Origin of the sequence: Paenibacillus turicensis, from assembly GCF_050461185.1 — a bacterium.
Classification (GTDB): Bacteria; Bacillota; Bacilli; order Paenibacillales; family Paenibacillaceae; genus Fontibacillus; species Fontibacillus turicensis_A.
In genome coordinates this window covers 1,191,963-1,215,990 of sequence record NZ_JBCMOR010000005.1, presented here as the reverse complement: position 1 = coordinate 1,215,990, position 24,028 = coordinate 1,191,963, and the positions used below count along the sequence as shown (strand labels likewise).

Here is a 24,028-nt window from a genome sequence, read left to right as displayed (position 1 = left end):
ATTATGATTACTGGTACTATAGACAACGGGGAGATTATGATGAGTAGCTTTAAAACAACTTTTCCCTTGCCATGTCCCATCAAATATGATAAAATTGCTAATGTTGTGAATTCGGTGGTCCTCTGCGGATGATGACGGAAAACGGATGGTTTTCCTGAAGAGGCAAGAACACCTTGGTGGAAGGAGGAAGTCATAAATGAATATCTTACAAGAAATTACACAAGAACAACTACGTAAAGATATCCCTAGTTTTCGTCCTGGTGACACTTTAAAGGTGCACGTTAAGGTAATCGAGGGAACTCGTGAACGTATCCAGTTGTTTGAAGGTGTAGTAATCAAACGCCATGGTGGTGGAATTAGCGAAACTTTCACAGTTCGTAAAATTTCCAACGGTGTAGGTGTGGAAAGAACTTTCCCATTGCACTCCCCAAAACTTGACAAAATTGAAGTGGCTCGTCGTGGTAAAGTACGCCGTGCTAAGCTGTACTATCTTCGTGAACTACGTGGTAAAGCAGCAAGAATTAAAGAAGCACGTCGTTAATTTAATGGCGATCATGAGGGGGCTTGTGTATTCAAGCCCTCTTGCTGTATTTATATGTATAAATTGCTCATAATAAACTAATATAAAGTGAGGTCATGAAGGATGGAGCAGCATTCTTTTTCGGAGCCAGAAAATCATTCTGATGCAACTCAGGAAACCTCTACGAAGTCAAAAAATGAATGGCTTGAATGGCTAAAAGCAATTATTATCGCGGTTGTTTTAGTATTTTTAATTCGTTGGTTACTTTTTGCACCATTTATTGTAGACGGCTCCTCCATGCAACCTAATTTCCATAGCAATGAAAGAATTATTGTAAACAAAATTTTGTATGATTTTAGAGCTCCTAAGCATGGCGAAGTGATCGTTTTTCATGTACCTACAGAAGGTCGAGACTTTATTAAACGGGTTATAGGTGTGCCAGGCGATACGGTTAAGGTGGAAGGCGATACCATTACGGTTAATGGCAAAGTTGTTGACGAGACTTACATTCAAGATGTCGTGAATGAGAAACATAAAAATAATGAATTATATAATACAGAAGCTAATTTTCCTAATGATATAATAACGGACGGTGTTGTTCCAGAGGGACATGTATTTGTGCTTGGTGACAATCGCTCTAACAGTACAGATAGTCGCCGGATTGGATATGTATCGTTTGATGAAATTGTAGGACGGGCAGACCTTGTATTCTGGCCATTAGCAGACTTTAAATTTATTAAGCATTAAAGATAGAAGTGGCAGAGTTGAGGTGAATTAAAGATGACAATTCAATGGTTTCCAGGACATATGACAAGAGCACGTCGTCAAATTCAAGATAAATTGAAGCTGATCGATGTTGTAATCGAGCTTTTAGATGCAAGATTACCTTTGTCCAGTCGTAACCCCATGATTGATGAAATATTACAAGGAAAACCAAGGTTAATTGTATTAAATAAAGCAGATTTAGCAGATTCAGCAATTACTAAGCAATGGGTAGATTTTTTCAAAAAAGAAGGTCACACTGTTGTTGTAATTGATGCGTCTACAGGTCAAGGTACTAAGGAAATTCCAGTGCTTGCTAAAGTGCTCTTAAAGGAAAAAATTGATAAGCAAATTGCGAAAGGGATTAATCCTCGTGCGGTTCGTGCTTTAATTGTCGGTATTCCAAATGTAGGGAAATCTACCTTGATTAACCGTTTGGCAGGTCGTAACATTGCAATCACTGGCGATCGTCCAGGGGTTACGAAGGGACAGCAATGGATTAGGGTAGGAACAGAAATGGAACTACTTGATACTCCAGGGATTTTGTGGCCTAAATTTGACGATCAAAATGTTGGTTATAAATTAGCTGTTACAGGTGCAATTAAGCATGAAATTTTAAATGTAGAAGATGTTGCATTTTTTGCAGTTAAATATTTATCTCAATTTTATTGGGAACAGCTTAAAGAACGTTATGATTTAAAGGAACAACCAACAAACTTTGAAATTCCAGATGAGGTGGTTGGAATTATGGAGGATATTGGTCGTAAACGTGGGTGTATCGTTAGTGGAGGTCGTGTTGACTTAGAAAAAGCGTCTTCCTTATTTTTAAGAGAGCTAAGAGCTGGGAAAATGGGGAGCTACTCGATGGAGTCTCCATTATATTAAAATAAAAGTAACTGGACCGCTAACGTTAATGGGTTAGCGGTTTTTTTATTTTTAAATTTAGCTTTTATGTTAAAATAACAGGGTGAGTGTGGGAATTCGATGATTTAGTTGAAACTAGGGAGTATCCTAAAAAGTCAGCAGGGAGCAGATGTTGGCAAATTTTCGATCTATACAGGGAACTTTTACGCAGGGTTACTGGGAGGATGTCAAAAAAAGTAACGTAGTAGGGGACGAAAGTTGGTAACAGATGACCTTGAATGACTTTTTAGACACGAACTAGACTCTATCTTCATTAAGTCTGTTTTTTTACCGATAAAGAACGTATTATGCTATCATTAGAAATTATTTTTATAAAAGTATGAAGGTGAATAGATTGAGTGAATTGAACGAATTGAATGATTTATTAAGTTATGAAAAAGAATATTGGAACCTTTCCTATCAACATATAGCAGGCATTGATGAGGTAGGGCGTGGTTGTTTGTTTGGAGATGTTGTTGCTGCAGCAGTAATTTTACCTATCGGGCTGGTATTAGAAGGTGTAAATGACTCTAAAAAGCTTAGCGCTAAAAAACGGGACCAGCTCTACGATGTAATTATGGAGCAAGCTATTTCTGTTGGTGTTGGTCGGGTAGATGCGGCGATGATTGACAAAATTAATATTAAACAAGCGACCCGTTTAGCAATGAAAATGGCACTTGAGCAATTAAAGATACAGCCTGATTTTTTATTGGTGGATGCTGAAAAGGTAGATGTAGCCATTCCACAATTAGCCGTCATAAAAGGAGATGCAACAAGTCAATCAATTGCAGCAGCATCAATTGTAGCGAAAGTGACCCGTGACCGCTTATGCCAAGGGGAATGGAACGCATTATACCCGGAATACGGGATTGGCATACATAAAGGATATGCAACCAAAATGCATAGAGAGCAAATTCAGCTTTTAGGACCAACTCCGATGCATCGGAAAAGCTTTATGCGCAATTTATTTATAGAAGAGCAGACATTATTTTAGTAGGATGGTTTATCCGGAGGGAAGTGAATAGAAATGAACATTGGGCCACTCGTACGAAGTATGATTGGAGATTCCAAGCAAGGAGAATCCAAATCATTAGAGTTAAAAACAGGGCAAGTCGTAAGAGGGACTGTATTAAGTGTGTCAGAAAATGGGCAGGAAGCTGTTATACAAGTACAGGGTGTAAAGCTACATGCTACCTTGGAAACGCCATTACAGCAAGGGCAAACGACGCTATTACAAGTCCAGCAACCAAATGAAGATGGTACAGTGGTATTAAAACCGATGGAATCCCTTCCTCAAAAAATGTTATCTGGCAATTCACTATTACAGATTATGCAGTCATTAGGACTGGAGGATACTGAAAGTAATCGAGAACTTCTTAATCAAATGCAGGCAACAGGTGTCCCTCTTACAAAGGATAACGTAACTTTATTAGGGCAGCTTTTGACAAATAGACCCCAGCAAGTCCCACTTGCAGAATGGATACAAGCTGCTGGAATTGCGTTAGGTAGAGGACTTCCGGTCACGGCGCAATCAGTTGCAGGCTTACATCAAGCGGTTTTTGGTCCACCACTACATGAGTTAATGTCTGCTTTGGAGGATGGAATCAATCAATGGCTAAGTCAACAAGCTAAAGGTAATGGGCAAGCGACTCAACAAAATAATAATCTAGGTACTCTGGTGAATCAAAATAACAACACTTTGGCAGGGGCGAATTCATCAATAACTAATAGCCAAACCTCAGCGCCTCATTCAACTTTGGTGGAAGCTGCGAATCAGTCTAATCAATCTAAAGCTAATGAATTACTTCAAGTAGGACAAGGACAAACACAAGCACAAGCAGGTGCATCAGACCCAAAAACTGCAACAGCGATGCTAAAGCTAGAGCAAGCACTTGGGCAATTACGGCAAATGTTGTCCTCTGATTCACTATTTGAGCCACAAGAAGGTCAGACAGCTAAGCAGAACCAACAATCCATAAATTTGGTTGGAAGCAAAACACAATTACCAACTTCGGTGTTACCGCAAGGTATGCAAGGACAAGATGGTTTAAATATTAACTCTGAATCATGGGTAGGTCGTGTATTAAAGCTATTAGGGGTTGAACATGAACAGCAAGTTCATCTTAGTCAAAATAGAAGTACAGTAGCTGCTTCTCCGCAGATGGCATCAGCCGCAACTGAAGTTGCCTCTAAGGAGCAGCAGGCTATGCTCCCTCATACGGGACAAGGGAATCAAAAGAACATAGAAGCAAGTACAACAAACATTGCGAACACTGCGAATCCATCCAGGTTAGAGAATGCAACACAAGGACTAAATTCAGAACGTATTGCATTCGTTGAGAAGGCAATACACCAACAACCAATCTCTGACTCAGTTAAAGGTCTGTTGCTACAATTAGCGGATGCAAATGAGCTACCAGCCCCTTTAAAGGAAGTCATCAAGCAGGTTGTACAACAATTAACGGGTCAGCAGCTTTTACTTAATACAGATCGAACCACCCCGTTTGCCCAAGTTACGATGTTTTTACCTTTTTTTGGACCAGATGGGCAGCAAACGGCAGCTGTTCACATCGAATCAAGACGTGGACGCAAAGGAGAACTAGATCCCGCTAATTGTCGATTATGGTTTGATTTACAGATGAAAGCTTTGGGGCAGATTATGGTGGATGTACAGGTGGCTGATAAAAAGGTGTTGCTTAAAATTTTTAGCGAGCATGACACAGCAGGGGAGTTTCTACATGCACGTAAAGCTGAAATTGAAACCGCACTAGAAGCAACAGGTTACCAATTACTTTCGCTAAAAATAGAGCAACTTATTCCTAATGAAACTGAGGATGCCGTCAATCGAGATTTAAGCATGGCAATGTCATACACACCCAGCGAATATAAAGGGGTGGATTACCGAGTATGAGTGAAAGAGAAGATCAAACAACTTCTTTTAAAAAGGCAGTAGCCTTAAAATATGATCCCTCCCAGTTAGATGCACCAAAAGTAGCAGCAAAAGGACAAGGTTTGCTTGCAGATAAAATTTTGGAAATGGCAAAGGAAAATGGCATACCAATTCAAGAGGACCCTGCTTTAGTTGAGGTGTTGTCAAAGCTAGATTTGGATCAGCAAATCCCCCCTGAGTTGTATAATCTAGTAGCCGAAATCCTTACCTTTATTTATCGCTCTGATAAGCTGGCTGAAAAAGGCGGGAATCATTTATGAGCCTTAACCAACCAAAAAATGATGAGAACCGTAAAAAGGATAACCGTAGGGCGGTTGGAAAGCAAGCGGAGGAGGTTGCAGTGCGATATTTACAAGAACAGGGTTATCGCATTATAGTGCAAAACTGGTATTGCACTACAGGGGAATTGGATATTATTGCTGATGATTTAAGTCAGCTTGTGATCGTGGAGGTCAGAAGTAAACGTGAAGGCTCAAAATATGGTACAGCGTTAGAGGCTATAACACCATCAAAAATAAAGCAAGTGCGCAATACAGCGTCTTATTATTTATATAAGACTGGTAATAATGATGCTAATGTTCGCTTTGATGTTATTGCAATTACAACAAATGACGATGGAACAAATCATATTAATCATATTGAAGGTGCATTTTAGGAGTTGCTTCTTCTAATTTATTACTATCAGATAAAGCCCGTATCGTAGATTATCAATAATCATGGATACAGGCTTTTTTTGTTTATCAATCCACTAATTTGCTTTAATTTAGCAAACCCATAAGACCCAAGCCTTATTTTTGTTGGTCTAATTGACGATATTGTATCGCTTCGGCAATGTGTCTTGACTCCACAATTTCACTTTGTTCCACATCTGCAATGGTGCGTGCAAGCTTAATAATACGATCATATGCACGCATACTTAATCCTAATGCCTCAAAGGATTGATTAAGGATATCATAAGCTGCTGGACTAAGCTTACACAATTCCTTTATGGAACGTCGGTTTAGTTCACTATTATAACGAATTTGGGTTCCCCAATAGCGTTTTTGTTGCATCTCTACAGCAGCTAGCACACTTGCATGCATTTCAGCTGAACTAAGAGGACTGGTATCATTTTCTAGATTTTTAGGTCTGGGGACCTCCACCTGCATATCAATTCGATCTATTAAAGGTCCAGAAATTTTTTCTCGATATTGTGCAATTCGGTAAGGTGTGCATGTACACTGCGGCAGTGGGGGCTCACTTAAATAATATCCACACGGGCATGGATTTAATGAAGCAGCAAGTAGAAATTGTGCTGGAAACGTAAAGGAAGCTTTACTTCGACTTATAGTCACCTGATGTTCCTCTAACGGTTGCCGTAACACCTCCAGCGCTTCACGCTTAAACTCTGGTAACTCATCTAAAAAAAGTACACCATGATGTGCAAGGCTAATCTCGCCTGGTTTAGGGATCGAACCTCCACCTGCTAAACCACTTGCAGAAATCGTATGATGGGGCGCACGAAAAGGACGATCAGCAATAAAGTGGAAAGGAGAGACGTGAAAACGACCAGCAGAACTATATATTTTTGTAACCTCTAATGCTTCCTTATTGGTTAGTGGAGGTAAAATGGTTGGCAACCGCTTAATGAGCATACTTTTCCCTGTGCCTGGCGGACCGATAAGCATCAGATTGTGCATCCCTGCCGCCGCGATGGTGAGCGCACGTTTGACGTGATGTTGGCCCAAAACATCCCGATAATCGTCTTGAGAAGGGATAGTGTGTTGGGGATTATGTTCATGGATGGAGGCTGAATTTGCTTTTAGATGTGCTAACCTAGCTATCGATGCTTTTGATTCTCCTGATTCTTCTGATAATTCTGATGATGGCGATAATGATGATTGTGTGAGCCCACGTAAATGAGAAATACCATACACTTCAATCCCTTGGATCAAGCTAGCCTCCTGAACATTTAAGCTAGGGACAAGTACAGCTTTAAAGCCTTTCTGCTTAGCTAAATCAACCATAGGCAACACACCACGTACAGGTCGTAATGTGCCGTCTAATGCCAATTCCCCGATTATTAATATGACTTCGTGCTGAGGAAGAACAAGTTGACCACTAGCAATTAAAATACCGATGGCGATGGCTAGATCAAAAGACGCTCCTTCTTTTCTCATATCTGCAGGAGCTAAATTAATCGTGATTCTTCCAACAGGATAAGAAGAGTCACAATTTTTAATGGCAGCTCTAACCCGATCTACAGCTTCACGTACAGCAGAATCAGGTAAACCGACAATATAGGTTTGAGGTAGTCCGTTAGTCAAATCAATTTCAACCTCAATTAAAGCACCATCGACGCCATAAATGCAGGCGCTACATAACTTGGCATACATAAAAAACACCCCATCTCCAACATGGTTCGTATGTGATGTACATACGTTTGTTTTGGCAAATAAAGGTGCTTCCTCATATTTAAAAATTAAAAATTTTTCTTCTATTATAATGTAGTTAAAAGTGGTGATATAAAGCTCATAATTGTTAGCTTTGCTAAAACCTAATCTGAAAATCATTCTAGAGCAAATGAAATATATTGTCAAATGTTGGCTGTTTACATATATACATAAGTGATATTTTATGGTAATCTTTTGAAAGGGAACTTAGCAATATTTAAAGAAGGATATCATCAATCACTTTTTAATAAAAATTAGTTTATTCCAAAGGTAAGCAACCTTTCTGGCTTTAGGCCAAAGGGTTGCTTTTTTTGCTACTTATTTACAGTTAAAGGAATTGAACATGCTGGAAGAGGAGGAGGTCTCCATGGATAAAAGGTGGGTTCTCGCAGGTTTAGATGCTTGTCCAGGCTTGGGATGGAAAAAAATAGAGCAAATCGTTAGTTATGATGATGACTGGGAACATGCATTACAATTTTCGATTTCAGATTGGGAAAAAAGAGGGATTGGCTCAAAGCTTGCAAATTCGCTTGTGAAGGTTTTTAATAAAAATTGGTTAACTGAACATATTCAGATTATGCATACAAAGAAGGTTGAAATCATTCCCTATTTTGATAAGGCGTATCCGCTTTTGCTTCAAGAAATGGATACGCCACCTTGGATTTTATATGCAATCGGTAATGTTTCGCTCTTATCAAATATGTCTATAAGTATAGTCGGAACAAGAAATCCTACGAGCTATGGACGTAAAGTGAGTGAGATATTAGTGGAAGGTCTATGTGAAGCAGATGTTACGATTGTAAGTGGGTTAGCAAGGGGCATTGACGGAATTTGTCATCAAAAGTCATTAGATTGTAACGGTACAACGATTGCTGTGCTTGGTACTGCAATTGATGTCGTATATCCGCGAGAACATGCAAAGTTATATCAACAAATTGCGGAATCAGGGTTACTTGTTTCACAATACCCTATAGGTACTCATAGTCATCCAGGGCTATTTCCACAGAGAAATAAAATAATTGCCGGCTTAGCAAAGGGAACAGTGGTTGTAGAAGCGGACGTAAAAAGTGGTTCACTAATTACTGCAGATCGTGCACTTGAATACAATCGAGATGTGTTTGCAGTGCCAGGTCCAATTACGTCACCAAAAAGTAGAGGTTGCCTGAATTTATTAAAACAAGGTGCAAAAATTGTAACTAGCGCCAGTGATATTTTGGAAGAATATAATATAAATATAGGTACTATCCATTGTAAGGAAATTAGTGGATCTGAGCAAAACAAGTTGACAGATGACGAGTGGCGCATATACCATATGTTGGAGCAGGGCAAATTAAATTTTGATGAGTTGCTGATTTTATCATCTTGGGATTTTGGACATTTACATTCAGTTCTGTTATCTTTAATCATGAAAAAAGTAGCGGCTCAGTTACCTGGTTCTGTATATAGCTTAATATAGTCCATTTCTGATTAAGAGTAGCTGAACATGTGGCTATATGATATTTATATATGACATTAAGAAATGTTTGTTAGTTAGTGAGAGGGGGATGTACCTGTGGCGGACTCACTGGTCATCGTGGAGTCGCCTGCCAAGGCGAAAACGATTGGTAAATATTTAGGTAGCAAATATATTGTTAAAGCATCAATGGGACATATACGCGACTTGCCTAAAAGCCAAATCGGGGTTGAGGTTGAAAATGACTTTAATCCAAAATATATTACCATTCGTGGTAAAGGTTCAATATTAAAGGAGTTAAAAGATGCGAGTAAAAAAGTGAAAAATATTTATCTCGCAGCTGACCCCGATCGTGAAGGAGAGGCTATCGCTTGGCATTTAGCACATGCACTTGATGTAGACCAATCCAAAACGTGCCGAGTAGTATTTAATGAAATTACGAAGCAGGCTGTAAAGGATGCTTTTAAGACACCACGAAAAATCAATATGGATCTTGTGAATGCACAACAAGCTAGACGTATCCTTGATCGACTAGTTGGATACAAGATTAGTCCATTGCTATGGAAAAAGGTTAAAAAGGGATTGTCTGCTGGACGTGTCCAATCTGTAGCAGTAAAAATTATTATGGATCGTGAAAATGAAATTTCTGCATTTATTCCTGAAGAATACTGGAGTATTACAGCAAAGCTAAAAATTAATGAAACTGCCTTTGAGGCGAAGTTTCATAAGCTTAACGGTGAAAAGCTAGAATTGCATCGTGAAGAAGAGGTTAACAAAATTTTAGCTTCTATTAAGGGAGCTGCCTTTGAAGTTGCAAAGGTTAAAGAAAAGGAACGCTTGCGGAATCCCGCTGCGCCATTTACGACAAGCTCACTTCAACAGGAGGCAGCGCGTAAATTAAACTTTAGAGCGGCGAAAACGATGTCTGTTGCTCAACAGCTTTATGAGGGTGTTGATTTAGGTAAGGAAGGTACGGTAGGTCTTATTACTTATATGCGTACTGACTCTACACGAATCGCAGAATCAGCACAGACTGAAGCAAAGGAATATATCATTGGTAAATATGGCGATGCCTACATTCCTGAAAGCCCAAGACAATATTCAAAAAAAGCAGCTAATGCACAGGATGCGCATGAAGCGATTCGTCCTACTTCTGCATTACGTGATCCAGAATCAATTAAAGCTTTTACAAGTCGAGATCAATATCGTTTGTATAAATTAGTCTGGGAGCGCTTTATGGCAAGTCAAATGGCTTCTGCTGTGCTAGATACGTTAACGGTGGATATCCAAGCAGCAGAGACAACTTTTCGTGCTGTAGGCTCTAAAATTGCTTTTCCAGGGTTCATGAAGGTGTATGTAGAGGGTAATGATGATGGCACAGCGGAAGATGATAAGTTTTTACCTCCGTTACAGGTAGGGGATCAGCTTACAACTGAATTCATTGAGCCGAAGCAGCACTTTACACAACCTCCACCTCGCTATACTGAGGCAAGATTAGTAAAAACGCTGGAGGAGCTAGGGATTGGTCGACCTAGTACGTATGCACCAACACTTGAGACGATTCAAAAGCGTGGTTACGTTGCAATTGAAGAGAAGAAGTTTATGCCTACAGAGCTTGGTGAACTTGTCATTGAGCAAATGGAGCAATTTTTCCCTGAGATTTTGAACGTAGAATTTACGGCAAATATGGAAAATGATCTTGACCACGTTGAAGAAGGCGATGAGGATTGGGTTCGTGTATTAAGTCAATTTTACGAATCTTTTGAGAAACGTTTAGAAGTGGCAGAAGAAGAAATGAAAGAGATTGAAATCGAAGATGAAGTCTCTGATGAGTTATGTGAAAAATGTGGCAGACATATGGTTTATAAAATCGGACGCTTTGGCAAGTTTTTAGCTTGCTCAGGGTTCCCAGAGTGTCGTAATACGAAACCAATCATTAAAGAGATAGGTGTCACTTGTCCAAAATGTAAAGAAGGACATGTCGTAGAACGTCGCAGTAAAAAGGGAAGAGTATTTTATGGATGCAACCGTTATCCTGAATGTGATTTTGTATCTTGGGATAAGCCATCTATGAAACCGTGTCCTGAATGTCAGTCGATGATGATTGAGAAACGCAGCAAGCAAGGCATCAAGCTTAACTGTACAGCTTGTGATCATTCTGAGATGGTCGAAGAACCTGATGAGGCTGCTGAATGATAAAAGTTTGTGGGGGATACAATTTATGACCGAGTTAACTAAGGGAGTTACAGTAATCGGAGCAGGGCTTGCAGGTAGTGAAGCTGCTTGGCAAATTGCTAAACGAGGAATTCCTGTTACATTATATGAAATGCGTCCAGTGGTCAAAACCCCTGCGCATCATACCGATAAATTTGCAGAGCTAGTATGCAGTAATTCTTTACGCGCCAATGGTTTAACTAATGCTGTAGGTGTATTAAAGGAAGAAATGAGAATGTTAGATTCGCTAGTGCTAGGTGCAGCAGATAATCATGCTGTACCTGCTGGCGGTGCATTGGCAGTGGATCGTGATGGATTTTCTGGGGAAATTACATCAACACTACATGAGCATCCACTTGTCACAGTTGTAAATGAAGAGCTTCAGCAGTTACCTGAGGAAGGGATTGTTGTTGTCGCAACAGGCCCACTTACCTCACCGGCATTATCTGAGCAGATTCAAAAGCTAACTGGACAGGAGTACTTTTATTTTTATGATGCTGCTGCTCCAATTATAGAAAAAGATTCAATTGATATGAATAAGGTATATTTAGCTTCTCGTTATGATAAGGGTGAGGCAGCATATTTAAACTGCCCAATGACTGAAGAGGAATTTGATGCTTTTTATGATGCTTTAATTACAGCTGAGGTAGCCCAGTTAAAGGAGTTTGAAAAGGAAATTTATTTCGAGGGCTGTATGCCCATTGAAATTATGATGCGTCGTGGTAAGCAAACCGCATTGTTTGGACCGATGAAGCCAGTTGGCTTGCCTGACCCGAAAACTGGGAAGATCCCTCATGCTGTCGTGCAATTGCGTCAGGACAATGCTGCTGCGACCTTGTATAACTTGGTAGGCTTTCAAACCCATTTGAAATGGGGAGAGCAAAAACGGGTGTTTTCCATGATTCCAGGATTAGAACAAGCGGAGTTTGTACGTTATGGCGTCATGCATCGTAATACATTTTTAAATTCTCCAAAACTACTTGAACCAACCTATCAATTAAAAAGTAGACCTACATTATTTTTTGCAGGTCAAATGACGGGGGTTGAAGGTTATGTTGAATCAGCTGCATCTGGACTTATCGCAGGTATTAATGCAGCTAGAGCAGCAATGGATCAACAAGGTATTGTATTCCCAGAGGATACAACATTAGGTAGTATGGCGAGATATATTACAACTGCAGATTTTGATAACTTCCAGCCGATGAATGCTAACTTTGGGTTATTCCCTAAGCTAGATACTCGTTATCGCAAAAAGGCAGAAAAAAATGAAGCTTTAGCTCACAGAGCGTTAAACAGCTTGAAAAGCTTTTTAGAAAATAAAATTTAGGTTTAATGTTTTCTAGATTTATTTTGAATTTGTCTCATTTTAAACTGTTTAGTGGATCATTATAAACTACAAAATAACGGCTTCCCACCTAAATTGGCGAAGTCGTTTGTAGTTGGCGTATAATAGCTACATAGTATTAGGTGTTTACTTAAGAGATAGAGAGGAGTACCTAGAATGGTTCCTACATTTCACGCAACAACAATATGTGCTGTTCGGCACAACGGTAAATGCGCAATCGCTGGGGATGGGCAAGTTACCTTTGGCGAAAGTGTCATTATGAAGCAGACAGCTAAAAAGGTACGTCGTTTATATCGCGGTCAGGTTTTAGCTGGTTTTGCAGGATCAGTTGCAGATGCAATTACGTTGTTTGAGAAGTTTGAAGGAAAGCTAGAGGAGCATCATGGTAACTTACAGCGTGCAGCGGTAGAGCTAGCAAAAGATTGGCGTCAAGATCGTGTTTTGCGTAAGCTAGAAGCGTTACTAATTGTGATGGATAAAAGCGGAATGCTATTAGTATCTGGTGGTGGGGAAATTATTGAGCCAGATGATGAGATTCTTGCGATTGGCTCAGGCGGCAATTATGCCTTGTCTGCTGCACGTGCGCTCAAGCGACATGCTACAACCTTAGAAGCAAAAGATATTGCAAGAGAAGCCCTTCAGGTGGCTGCTGAAATATGTGTGTATACGAACAACAATATTATTGTTGAAGAGTTATAACCCGTGTTATCACGAAGGAGGGATGCCCAATGGTTGAAAGAAATTTAACGCCTCGGCAAATTGTAGCTGAACTTGATAAATATATTGTAGGGCAAAAGCAAGCTAAGAAATCGGTGGCGGTTGCACTACGTAATCGCTATCGGAGAAGCTTACTAGGTGAAGAGGTGCAGGATGAAATTGTACCTAAAAATATTTTGATGATAGGACCTACGGGAGTAGGAAAAACAGAAATTGCGCGTCGATTAGCTAAGCTTGTTGGAGCGCCTTTTCTTAAAGTTGAAGCGACTAAGTTTACTGAGGTTGGTTATGTTGGTCGTGATGTAGAATCGATGGTACGTGATTTGATTGAGACTGCTATTCGTAGCTTAAAGTCTGAACGAACAGAGCTAGTGAAGGATAAGGCAGGAGAACTCGCCAATGAACGTATTTTGCAAATATTAGTTCCGTCCAAAAAGAAATCTAAAAGTGGATCTAATCCATTTGAAATGTTATTTGGGAATAATAACAACTCTGACAAACAACAAGAAGATAAGGAAGAGGAAGACGCTGCGATTATCGAAGAACGCCGTAAGGTTAAATTTAAGCTATTGTCTGGCTACCTAGAGGATGACATTATTGAGGTTGAGGTCGAGGATACGGCTCCAAATATGATGGATATGTTTGCGGGTCAAGGAAACGATCAGCTTGGTATGAATATGCAAGAAATGTTCGGAAGCTTTTTGCCAAAAAGATCAAAAAAACGGAAGCTTTCCATTAAGGAAGCACGTAAAGTGCTAACACAAGAGGAAGCAAACAAGATGGTGGATCAAGATGATCTGACGCAGGAAGCGATTAAGCGTGTAGAACAATCCGGTATCATTTTCATCGATGAAATAGATAAAGTTGCCAGTCGCAGTGGTGCTTCAGGACCAGATGTGTCACGTGAAGGTGTACAGCGTGATATTTTACCACTAGTTGAGGGTTCAACGGTAATGACGAAATATGGTCCAGTTAAAACCGATTACATTTTGTTTATCGCAGCGGGTGCTTTCCATATTGCTAAGCCTTCTGATTTGATTCCAGAGCTTCAAGGTCGTTTCCCGATTCGGGTGGAGCTAAGTAGCTTATCCTTGGATGACTTTGTGTCTATATTAACAGAACCTAAAAATGCGCTTACAAAGCAATACACGGAATTACTGCGTACAGAAAATATCGATGTTCAGTTTTCTGACGAGGCGATTAGGGAAATTGCGCGAATTGCCGCCTCTGTAAATAGCAATACCGAAAACATTGGTGCAAGACGATTGCATACAATTTTAGAAAAATTACTTGAGGATCTATCCTTTGAAGCTCCAGAATTAACATTAGACAGCATGGTTATCACACCTGAATATGTACGAGAAAAGCTTGGGGATATTGCGAAAGATAGAGATTTAAGCCAATTTATCCTATAAAACTACAAAATATTATTTATTTTTGTGTTCAAGTAGAATGCTAATAGGCCGAAAATAGGTCTAACGGCATTCTATTTTTTTATTTGACTTTACAAAAATATGCCCTAAAGGGGTATCATTAAAATATTTTAATTTTTGATATTATTGCTCCGAATTTCTGTAAATTGATGAAAAATAGTGGAATTGTTTCAACTTTATGAAACTTTATTCGTTAATTTCTGTAAAGATAGTGCTTTTTTCTTATTGTAAATAAGTCCAATCTCTATGAAACTTAGGATATACGACATTTCTTTAATTCATTTTAGTCTAGGACGTTAGAAAGACGATAGACTAAAACGATTAAATGTCGAAAAAACAATTATTTATACTTTTAAAAGAGGAAATTCGACACGCGATGTTGAATTTAACACTTCCTAGGTTTTTGTAGTTTATATGATAATTATAAGGGGGAAAGATAATGAAATTGTTAGGCGGGGTGGGCTTCCAAAGATTGGAGAACGCAATTGATGCAGCGAACTTAAGACAAGAAGTAATATCAAACAACATTGCAAATGTTGACACCCCTTATTTTAAACGATCAAATGTGTCATTCGAGAGCTTACTTCAGGAACAGATGAATGGAGACACACCGGCATTACAGGGCAAAAGAACTGACTATAGACATTTTGTCATAGGTCCAACGAACCAAATACCTAGTGCGAAGGTAGAAAGCGATCAAACCACCTCCATGAATAACAACCTGAATAATGTTGATATTGATAGTGAAATGAGCTCTTTGGCAGAGAACCAGCTTCGATATAACTCGTACATAGAACAGGTTAATTATCAAATTAAAATGAAAAGACTTGCAGTAGAGGGGAGATAACATACATGAAAATCAGCAACAGCTTTAGCATTAGCTCATCCGCACTGACTGCACAACGTTTGAGAATGGATGTTATATCTTCTAATATTGCCAACGCAGAAACAACAAGAGCTAAAATTGAAAACGGCGAAGCGGTTCCTTATCGACGCAAAACGGTAGTGATGGCGCCTAATAAGCTAAGCTTTGACGGTGCATTAGCAACAGCCATGGGAAGCAGCGAAACGTCTTCTCAAGGTGTCAAGATTACTAAAATTGAGGAAGATCAGTCGCCTTTGAAACCGGTCTATAATCCAACACATCCTGATGCTAATCGGGAAGGGTATGTGTATATGCCTAATGTTGATATTTTGAAGGAGATGGTAGACATGATCTCCGCAACACGTTCTTATGAAGCAAATGTAACAACTTTGAATGCTACAAAATCTATGATCTCAAAAGCATTACAAATAGGGAAATAAACAAGATAGAGATTAAGAAGGTATAGGAAAACAACAGAAACAGAAACTAAACTACCCATAGGAGAGTGCAACTTTGATACAGAAGATGAACTTCGACCGAATAGCAGGTCTTGCTAGCAATACTCCACAGGTGACAAATTCTAGCTCACCAACTCCCTCAGAGTCTATTAAACAATTTGGTAGTTATTTGAATGATGCGCTTAATAGTGTAGCTGCTCAAGAAAATAATGTTACTAAAATGAACGAAAACTTCCAGCTTGGAAAAGTTAACGTTGACCAAGTGATGATTGCTTCTGAACAGGCGATGTTAAGCTTACAGCTTACAACAAACGTGCGAAATAAAGTCGTAGAAGCTTACCAAGAGATTATGCGAATTCAAATGTAATTCAAAATGATTACAGCAGCTTTGGATGAGGTGACAATGTGAATGAAAGAATTACCCAATATCGGGATAAAGTAACGGGATATTGGAACCATTTTAGTAAAAAGCAAAAAACGCTCTTGGTTTCTACGGTCGCCTTCATACTATTGGCGATTATCCTAATGACAATTCAATTTTCAAAAACAGAATATGAAGTTGCGTTTAACAATCTTGATTCCGCTGATGCGGCAGGTATTATCACTTATTTAAATTCAAACTCTATACCTTATAAGCTTAGTGATGATGGAGCAAGTATTTCAGTTCCAAGTAAACAAGCAGCACTAGTAAAAGTAAATGTAGGCTCACAAGGTATCATTAAAAGTGGATCAATCGGATGGGAATCGTTCAACAACAGTTCTTCCCTTATTGGTACAACAGATAATGAATTTAAAGTGAAATATAAGGCTGCACTCAACGGTGAGGTTGAACAACTGTTAAAGCGGATGCAAGGTGTTGCAGATGCGAAAGTGCTCATTAATCTACCAGCAGAAAATGTGTTTGCTAATTTAGATGAACAAGAAAAGGCTTCTGCTTCGATCGTAATGAAATTTAAGCCGGGATATCGCGTCCCCCAAGAAGCCATAGATGGTTATTTTAATCTAGTAAAAACATCAGTACCTAATCTACCAGTTGAAAACATCTCGATTTCTTCTAGTGATGACACAGTATTGTTGCCCACTGGTCAAGGGGGCACGAAAGCTTCTCTATCAAGCGCAGTTCAAGAAAACCTGGCACTGCAAAAAAAGTTTGAGAGCGATGTTCGTATTGCAGTTAAGCAATTTTTATCTAAGCTAACTGGACCAGATAAAATTGAGGTGCTTGTTGCTTCTAAACTAAATTTTGACCAAGTAAGTCAAAAGGAAAATCTCGTAACTCCTGTTGATACTGAAAACATGAAGGGGATAGAAATTAGTGCCCAAAAGGTTCAGGAAAGTTTTACTGGCCAAGGAGATACCAACAGTGGTACGCCAGGCACTGGAGTAGAGGATGTTCCGGGTTATCCGTCCGCTGATCAATCGGGTGGGTCTAGCTCAGAAAAATCTTCATCAACAATTAACTATGAAGTGAATAGAATCACGAAAGATATTGTTGCTAGCCCTTATATTGTTAAAGACTTAAGTATTAATGTTGCGGTTGATCCACCTACTGGACAACAAACTTTAGATGACAATACGAAGACAGCAATAGAAAATATTCTAAAAAATATTGTTGGCTCCTATTTGGCAGATTCAGGAACTACCTATACAGACGCAGAACTACTTAATAAAGTTGCGGTTCTCTCCCAAAGCTTCCAGGGTGACGACATCAACACAAATGTCTTTAGTTTATCTAACCCTTGGGTATGGGGTACAGCTGCCGCTGCACTATTAGTAGGTTTAGGTGCGGGAGTACTCATTTTCCGTTCTCGTAAGAAAAAGCAACAAGAAGAAGAGCTATTGGAAGATGAAATTCCTCAACCATTATTATCAGAACTGCCTTCTATTAACCTAGAAACAATAACGAATGAAAATCAAGTAAGAAAGCAACTAGAAACTTTGGCGAAAAAGAAACCAGAAGAATTCGTCAACCTATTACGCACATGGCTGGCTGATGAATAGAGGTGGAAAATATGTCTAGAGCAACAACTTCACAGGGTTTAACTGGGAAGCAGAAAGCAGCGATTTTATTAATTACGCTTGGACCAGAGGTATCTGCTCAAATATTCAAGCATTTACGCGATGAGGAAATTGAGCAGTTAACGTTAGAAATTGCCAATGTCCGAAAAGTAGATGCCAATGAAAAAGAAACTATTATGGCAGAGTTCCATCAAATTTGCTTAGCTCAGGAATATATTACCCAAGGCGGTATCAATTACGCCAAAGAGATTCTGGAAAAAGCACTTGGAACAAACAAAGCGTATGACATCATTAACCGTTTAACAGCAACGTTACAAGTTAGACCTTTTGATTTCGCTAGAAAAGCAGATCCAAACCAGATTTTGAACTTTATTCAAAACGAAAATGCACAAACGATCGCTTTGGTGTTATCGTATTTGCAATTTGAACAAGCGGCGATGATTTTGTCCTCCTTGCCACAAGAAAAGCAAGCTGAGGTCGCTCGCAGAATTGCAGTGATGGATAGTACTTCACCTGAAGTAGTTTCACAGGTTGAGCGTGTATTGGAACAAAAGTTATCTGCTACCGTTACTCAAGATTACACATCTGCGGGTGGTATTGAATCAATTGTTCAAATTTTGAATGGTGTCGATCGTGGTACAGAACGTACTATTTTAGACTCCTTGGAGGTTCAAGATCCAGAGCTTGCTGAAGAAATCAAAAAACGGATGTTCGTGTTCGAGGATATTGTCAATATCGACAATCGTTCTATTCAACGTATTATTCGTGACATCGAAAATGCAGACTTACAGCTTGCGCTTAAAGTTGCGAGTGAAGAGGTTCGAGAGGCTGTATTCCGTAATATGTCCAAACGTATGGCGGATACCTTCAAAGAAGAAATGGAATTTATGGGTCCTGTGCGGTTGCGCGATGTAGAAGAAGCACAAACTCGTATTGTATCTACCATCCGCAGACTGGAAGAATCAGGAGAAATTATTATAGCCCGCGGTGGAGGGGATGACATCATTGTCTAATCTCATTAAGGTATCGCAGTACGTGCCTATTGAAGTCCTGAAACAGCTTAATTTAGGAAAGAATTATGCGCAAGAGGAAGAAGCAGAAGTTGTAGAAGAAGCTTCTCCGAGTATTGAAAGTAAAGTTTCCGAGGCTGACATTGAGGCAGAAGAAACTAGGAAACAAATGCTGACGGATGCAAAGGAATTTGCAGAGCGGCAAGTTAGAGAAGCTGCGGAAGAAGCAGATCGCTTGCTTGCTGAAGCGAAGGAGCAGATCGAAGCTTGGTGGGAAGAGCGTAGACAGCAGGATGAAGATCTCGTCGAAGCGATTAGAGCAGAAGGCTTTAATCAGGGATATGAGGAAGGCAAAGCACATGCAGAAGAAACTTTACAGCAAAATATAAATGAAATGATGGATGAAGCAAGTAACGTCCTGGAGTTAGCTTATTCTGAAAAAGAAGCCATAATACAAGAAGCAGAACCTTTTGTTGTTGAACTCAGTTGTGCGATTGCCGAGAAAGTAATTGATAAGGAGCTTTCCCTTGATCCTGAATATATGCTGTCACTAATTAAGCAGAGCCTAGCACGGAAACGAGAGCAAGGCGTCATTACATTATGTGTAGCTCCAGCCTATTTCGCATTTGTTCAAGCAGCACGAGAAGAGCTAGGGTTATCTGTAGATTCTCAAGCAGAGCTACAAATTTTACCTGATCCTACTGTGCTTGATCGTGGATGTGTCATTCGTTCTTCATTTGGTAGCGTAGATGCTAGAATTGACACCCAACTCAAGGAAATCAAAAAAGAACTGCAACGAATTTCAATGCAGGTCGAGGAGCAACGTCAAGATGAGACTTAATTCTGAACGATACATTGACCATCTACGGCAGATTGATCCTGTGCGAATTAATGGGAAGGTCACTCAAGTTGTAGGTTTGATGGTCGAGTCTGAAGGGCCTGATGCAAGCATTGGTGACGTATGTTACATCTACCCAAGTAAATCTACGCAACCACTACAGGCAGAGGTTGTTGGTTTTCGGGACAACAAGGTATTGCTGATGCCTTTAGGGGAATTACATGCGATTGGTCCTGGCTGTGATGTTGTAGGTACCGGCAAGCCACTAACGGTTCAGGTTGGTTCTGAGCTATTAGGTAAGGTGCTTGATGGGTTAGGACAACCCCTGGATGGATCAGTACTCCCATCTAGAATGGGGCATTATTCCACCTACAGCAAGCCTCTTAATCCACTAACTAAACCTAGAGTTGCTGAGCCGATCAGCATTGGTGTCAGAGCGATTGATGGCTTGCTTACTATCGGAAAAGGTCAACGGGTAGGTATATTTGCAGGTTCTGGTGTTGGGAAAAGTACCCTTATGGGCATGATTGCTAGAGGAACCTCAGCGGATGTAAATGTGATTGCTCTAATTGGTGAGCGTGGTCGTGAGGTGCTAGATTTTATTGAGCGTGATCTCGGTCCTGAAGGGCTAGAGCGTTCCGTCGTTATTGTAGCTACCTCTGACCAACCGGCACTTATACGGATGAAGGGTGCCCTAATTGCAACCACAATTGCGGAATATTTTCGTGACCGCGGATTAAACGTCATGCTTATGATGGATTCGGTAACTAGATATGCAATGGCATTACGTGAGGTTGGCTTGGCTGTTGGTGAACCCCCTGCAATGCGTGGGTATACGCCATCCGTATTTGCGGCATTGCCCAAATTAATGGAACGAGCAGGAACTTCATCTGCAGGGTCAATTACAGCCTTTTATACGGTATTGGTAGACGGGGACGATATGAATGAGCCAATCGCAGATGCAGTCAGAGGGATTTTAGATGGTCACATCGTATTAAATCGTGGCATTGCCAATAAAGGCCATTTCCCTGCTATAGATATTTTAGCTAGCATTAGCCGGGTGATGAAAGATATTGTACCTGAGGAACAAAATGATGCGGCCTCAAATTTAAGGCGATTGCTTTCAGTGTATAAAGATTCCGAAGATTTAATTAATATCGGAGCTTATCAGCAGGGCTCTAACCCTGAAATCGATGAAGCGATTGATGCCAATCAAAGTATATTAGGGTTTACGAGGCAAAAGGTAGATGAAAAGGTTCATTTAGAAGAAGTACAACAACGTTTAATTGCTGAATTCTCGAAGGGATGAGTGCTTAATCCATGAAATTTCGGTATGCCTATCAAAAGGTGTTGGATTTAAAGTCCAATGAAAAAACGCAAGCAGAGTGGGTGTTTTCTGCGGCAGTGGGTCACTTACATAGTGAACAACAGTCACTAGAACAGTTGTATACAGAGAAAAAAAATACAGCGATTAAAATTCAAGCGGAGATGGAGAATTGTTCTTCCATTCAAAGCTTAAATGAATTGCAATATTATGTGGATTATTTAGATCAATGTATTTCTACTAAATTACAAGATGTGTTTCGTGCAGAACAAGTAGTGGAAAATAAGAAGATTATACTTAATGACAAGATGCTGGATGAAAAGGTATGGATGAAGTCAAAAGAGAAAGCTCAGGGTAGATTTCAGCAAGAGATGCTTCTTCGTGAACAAAATGAGCTGGATGAAATGGCGACGGTCCGGTTTGCTATGAGAGCCCATTAGAATCAAGGTGGGAATAATCTTTGACTGCAAAGGAGGGTACGGACTTGGAACAAAATGAAATTGAAGAAGATTATGAAGCTGAATCTGGTGGTCGCTTTGCAAGGTTTTTATTTTTTGTCGCGCCAATCATATTTACGATTGTTTTACTAAGTGTCCTTCTCACACTTCTTAATGTTAATTTTCGCAATGTTATGTTGGATTGGGGAAATCGAATTCCCATCGTGCGTGATTTTATTCCTGAGCCGGATGGTGTTGCTGGAGATGCCAACAAAAAAGAGGATAAAGAGCAGGATGAGAAAAAGCAGCAAGAAAGTACAGATGCTACAGTCAAACAATTAAAAGAGCAGGTGGCAAAACAAGAAACAGATTTAAAGGAAGCAAACCAGCAGGCCACAGAACAAGCTGAAAAGGCTAAAGCTCTTCAAGCAACGTTGGAACAAGAACGTTCTGTGAAGCAAAAAGCAGAGCAAAGTGAGGAGCAAGCAGCTTATCAAAAAGAAGTAAAAAAGCTTGCCCAGCTATATGCGCAAATGAGTCCTAAAAAAGCTGCAGCAATTATAGAGAAGCTCACAACAGATGAAGCATTACAAATGCTAAGCCAAATGGGGAACGAAAATAAGGCCGCCATTCTAGAAAAAATGGATGCACAAAAAGCGGCTGATATTTCGATTAAACTCAAGGATGCTACCACATCTGAGGACTTAAATATTGCTGCATTGCAATCAAGATTAAAAAAAGAGGCAGAGACAGAGGCAGCAACTTCTAAGGTGAATACAGGTCTAACGGATGCTCAACTAAGTGCTACATTTTCTACAATGTCTGCTGATTCAGCGTCAGAGCTACTTTTGCAGACGTATAAAATTAGTCCTGATAAGGCATTGAAAATTCTTAATTCCATAGATGATGCAGCACGGTCAAAAATCTTGGCATCGATGACCAAAAGTAATCAAACTGAAGCGGCAAAAATTTTGAATAAGCTAGTTGCTAAATAAACGTACTAGGAAAGGAGGTGAATAATAAAATGAGTCAAGCGATTTCCGCAATTACAGCCTCACCATCATCAAGTGTTGTGAGCAGTACTGGCGGTCAATCTGCGGTATCTGATCAAGGTTTTGGACAAGCTCTACTTGCAATGATGGGTAGCGGTGGCACTAATACTAACTTGAACAGTTCAACTTTGTCTTTGTTGACACTAGCAGGGCTAGTAGAAGGTGCAAGTAGTACTGAAATTCAAGGTGAAGATGAAACAGTTGCCAAGTTACTGCTGGATCTTGGAGCTAAGCTAGACAAGCTGGAGAATCAGTTAACTGAGGATGGAAACCTATTAGCTGCATTGCAAGGTTGGCTACAGGGTGTTCAGGCTTTTTTACAGCAGACACAGTCCACTAATTCTCAGACCCAAAATGGTCAATTGGAGCAAGGATTGTCAGAATTGGCAAAACACCCACAAACGATTACGTTTGCGATTCAAGACGCAGTTGCTCAATTGATGTCCTCTGCGAAGCAGGCTCAAGCAGGAGTAACTAAGCTACCTGTAGACCAGATCCAAACCATGCTTCAATCATTGCAGAAAATGTTGGATGTAACTAGTGGCGAGAGCAAACCTGCAAAAGCTAATGTCATTGTAAATCAAGCATTAAATAGTGATATGCAAGGTAATGGTCAAAAGAATGGACAGGTTGAGTTAAAGGATGCAGCACATGCCAGCAAGGCGGTTAATCATACAACACAGCATAACGATCACGAATCGATTAATGCTTTGCAAAATGGTCAAGTCGTAACAGCAGGTCAACTTGCGTTACGCCATCATGCCAATGCAGAGGTTAAAAGTCTACCAGCTCCCGTGCCAGTAGAAAGCTTTGCCAAAGAAGTAAGTGGTTTTCTAGTTGGTAAGTTTGATATTGTGAAGCTTCAAGGGCTTTCTGAGGCTAGAATTTCCTTGTATCCAGAGCATTTAGGTCAGGTTGATGTGAAAATTACGATGCAAAATGGTCAGATGGTCGCACAATTTGTAACCGAGCATGTATTAGCTAAAGAATCACTTGAAGGCCAAATGAGTCAACTTCGTGCTGCATTGCAAGCACAAGGTATTCAAGTCACAAAGCTTGAAGTTACCCAAAATAGCTCCTTGTCTTCTCATATGTATCATAATGAAGACCATGGACAACGCAACAGTTCAGGTCAAGAACAAGGTAATAAGCGCCGTAAGCTACAGGAAGAGGATCATTTACTCGTGAACGATCTAAATGAGGAATGGAACGAGTGGATGTCAGAGGTTAAAACGCGCGAAGGGGCATATGGTAGTTCATTCGTTGCGAGAGCTTAGCCCATAAGATTAGTGAAAG

The 24,028-nt window shown here is 40.0% G+C and carries 23 protein-coding genes; 22 read left to right on the top strand and 1 reads right to left on the bottom strand.

The window, feature by feature from the left end:
• The first annotated feature begins 196 nt into the window (after window positions 1-196).
• The 7 genes from rplS (at window position 197) to ABE099_RS07745 (ending at window position 5,790) form a co-directional block, all read left to right on the top strand.
• Window positions 197-541, top strand: a complete 345-nt coding sequence (gene rplS / locus ABE099_RS07775) for a 50S ribosomal protein L19 (protein ID WP_210087875.1) — start codon at window positions 197-199, stop codon at window positions 539-541.
• A 102-nt stretch (window positions 542-643) separates the two neighbouring features.
• Window positions 644-1,267 (top strand): signal peptidase I, encoded by a 624-nt coding sequence (lepB, locus tag ABE099_RS07770; RefSeq protein WP_430029015.1) that lies wholly within the window; start codon window positions 644-646, stop codon window positions 1,265-1,267.
• A 33-nt stretch (window positions 1,268-1,300) separates the two neighbouring features.
• A complete protein-coding gene (gene ylqF / locus ABE099_RS07765) occupies window positions 1,301-2,167 on the top strand; it encodes a ribosome biogenesis GTPase YlqF (protein ID WP_430029013.1) in 867 nt (288 codons plus the stop codon).
• A gap of 373 nt (window positions 2,168-2,540) precedes the next feature.
• Window positions 2,541-3,179: a ribonuclease HII gene (locus ABE099_RS07760; protein WP_430029011.1), complete on the top strand. Its 639-nt coding sequence runs from the start codon at window positions 2,541-2,543 to the stop codon at window positions 3,177-3,179.
• Window positions 3,180-3,212: 33 nt separating this feature from the next.
• The gene (locus ABE099_RS07755) at window positions 3,213-5,096 is read left to right on the top strand and encodes a flagellar hook-length control protein FliK (RefSeq protein WP_430029009.1); all 1,884 of its coding nucleotides are present in this window, start codon (window positions 3,213-3,215) and stop codon (window positions 5,094-5,096) included.
• Window positions 5,093-5,395 (top strand): EscU/YscU/HrcU family type III secretion system export apparatus switch protein, encoded by a 303-nt coding sequence (locus ABE099_RS07750; protein WP_430029007.1) that lies wholly within the window; start codon window positions 5,093-5,095, stop codon window positions 5,393-5,395. Before ABE099_RS07755 ends, ABE099_RS07750 begins: the two co-directional genes overlap by 4 nt.
• Window positions 5,392-5,790: a YraN family protein gene (locus ABE099_RS07745; RefSeq protein ID WP_430029005.1), complete on the top strand. Its 399-nt coding sequence runs from the start codon at window positions 5,392-5,394 to the stop codon at window positions 5,788-5,790. The genes ABE099_RS07750 and ABE099_RS07745 overlap by 4 nt, the downstream gene beginning before the upstream one ends.
• Before the next feature lie 133 nt (window positions 5,791-5,923).
• Here the strand turns inward: ABE099_RS07745 and ABE099_RS07740 are convergent, their stop codons facing one another.
• Window positions 5,924-7,510 carry a YifB family Mg chelatase-like AAA ATPase gene (locus ABE099_RS07740; protein WP_430030528.1) on the bottom strand — a complete coding sequence of 529 codons (1,587 nt, stop codon included), beginning with the start codon at window positions 7,508-7,510 and terminating at the stop codon, window positions 5,924-5,926.
• 424 nt (window positions 7,511-7,934) lie between these two features.
• On the opposite strand from ABE099_RS07740, the gene dprA reads away from it, so the two are divergent.
• The 15 genes from dprA to ABE099_RS07665 all read left to right on the top strand — a co-directional run bounded on the left by dprA (window position 7,935) and on the right by ABE099_RS07665 (window position 24,009).
• Entirely contained in the window at window positions 7,935-9,023 is a 1,089-nt protein-coding gene (dprA, locus tag ABE099_RS07735) for a DNA-processing protein DprA (RefSeq protein ID WP_430029003.1), read from the top strand.
• Window positions 9,024-9,119: 96 nt separating this feature from the next.
• Window positions 9,120-11,216: a type I DNA topoisomerase gene (gene topA / locus ABE099_RS07730; RefSeq protein WP_430029000.1), complete on the top strand. Its 2,097-nt coding sequence runs from the start codon at window positions 9,120-9,122 to the stop codon at window positions 11,214-11,216.
• 25 nt (window positions 11,217-11,241) lie between these two features.
• The gene (gene trmFO, locus ABE099_RS07725) at window positions 11,242-12,561 is read left to right on the top strand and encodes a methylenetetrahydrofolate--tRNA-(uracil(54)-C(5))-methyltransferase (FADH(2)-oxidizing) TrmFO (RefSeq protein WP_430028998.1); all 1,320 of its coding nucleotides are present in this window, start codon (window positions 11,242-11,244) and stop codon (window positions 12,559-12,561) included.
• A 174-nt stretch (window positions 12,562-12,735) separates the two neighbouring features.
• A complete protein-coding gene (gene hslV / locus ABE099_RS07720; protein ID WP_210087864.1) occupies window positions 12,736-13,278 on the top strand; it encodes an ATP-dependent protease subunit HslV in 543 nt (180 codons plus the stop codon).
• 29 nt (window positions 13,279-13,307) lie between these two features.
• The gene (gene hslU, locus ABE099_RS07715) at window positions 13,308-14,711 is read left to right on the top strand and encodes an ATP-dependent protease ATPase subunit HslU (protein ID WP_430028996.1); all 1,404 of its coding nucleotides are present in this window, start codon (window positions 13,308-13,310) and stop codon (window positions 14,709-14,711) included.
• A gap of 457 nt (window positions 14,712-15,168) precedes the next feature.
• A complete protein-coding gene (gene flgB / locus ABE099_RS07710; protein ID WP_210087862.1) occupies window positions 15,169-15,576 on the top strand; it encodes a flagellar basal body rod protein FlgB in 408 nt (135 codons plus the stop codon).
• Between the two features lie 5 nt (window positions 15,577-15,581).
• The gene (gene flgC, locus ABE099_RS07705; RefSeq protein ID WP_430028994.1) at window positions 15,582-16,034 is read left to right on the top strand and encodes a flagellar basal body rod protein FlgC; all 453 of its coding nucleotides are present in this window, start codon (window positions 15,582-15,584) and stop codon (window positions 16,032-16,034) included.
• A gap of 73 nt (window positions 16,035-16,107) precedes the next feature.
• Window positions 16,108-16,419, top strand: coding sequence for a flagellar hook-basal body complex protein FliE (gene fliE, locus ABE099_RS07700; RefSeq protein WP_430028992.1), 312 nt, complete (start codon window positions 16,108-16,110; stop codon window positions 16,417-16,419).
• Between the two features lie 38 nt (window positions 16,420-16,457).
• On the top strand, window positions 16,458-18,053 hold the full coding sequence (fliF, locus tag ABE099_RS07695) for a flagellar basal-body MS-ring/collar protein FliF (RefSeq protein ID WP_430028990.1): 1,596 nt from the start codon (window positions 16,458-16,460) through the stop codon (window positions 18,051-18,053).
• 11 nt (window positions 18,054-18,064) lie between these two features.
• Window positions 18,065-19,084: a flagellar motor switch protein FliG gene (gene fliG / locus ABE099_RS07690; protein ID WP_210087859.1), complete on the top strand. Its 1,020-nt coding sequence runs from the start codon at window positions 18,065-18,067 to the stop codon at window positions 19,082-19,084.
• Window positions 19,077-19,922, top strand: a complete 846-nt coding sequence (locus ABE099_RS07685) for a FliH/SctL family protein (RefSeq protein WP_430028987.1) — start codon at window positions 19,077-19,079, stop codon at window positions 19,920-19,922. The genes fliG and ABE099_RS07685 overlap by 8 nt, the downstream gene beginning before the upstream one ends.
• A complete protein-coding gene (fliI, locus tag ABE099_RS07680) occupies window positions 19,912-21,228 on the top strand; it encodes a flagellar protein export ATPase FliI (protein WP_430028985.1) in 1,317 nt (438 codons plus the stop codon). The genes ABE099_RS07685 and fliI overlap by 11 nt, the downstream gene beginning before the upstream one ends.
• 11 nt (window positions 21,229-21,239) lie before the next feature.
• Entirely contained in the window at window positions 21,240-21,683 is a 444-nt protein-coding gene (fliJ, locus tag ABE099_RS07675; protein ID WP_430028983.1) for a flagellar export protein FliJ, read from the top strand.
• 44 nt (window positions 21,684-21,727) lie between these two features.
• Window positions 21,728-22,675 (top strand): MotE family protein, encoded by a 948-nt coding sequence (locus ABE099_RS07670; protein ID WP_430028981.1) that lies wholly within the window; start codon window positions 21,728-21,730, stop codon window positions 22,673-22,675.
• A gap of 29 nt (window positions 22,676-22,704) precedes the next feature.
• On the top strand, window positions 22,705-24,009 hold the full coding sequence (locus ABE099_RS07665; RefSeq protein ID WP_430028979.1) for a flagellar hook-length control protein FliK: 1,305 nt from the start codon (window positions 22,705-22,707) through the stop codon (window positions 24,007-24,009).
• The last annotated feature ends 19 nt before the right edge of the window (window positions 24,010-24,028 follow it).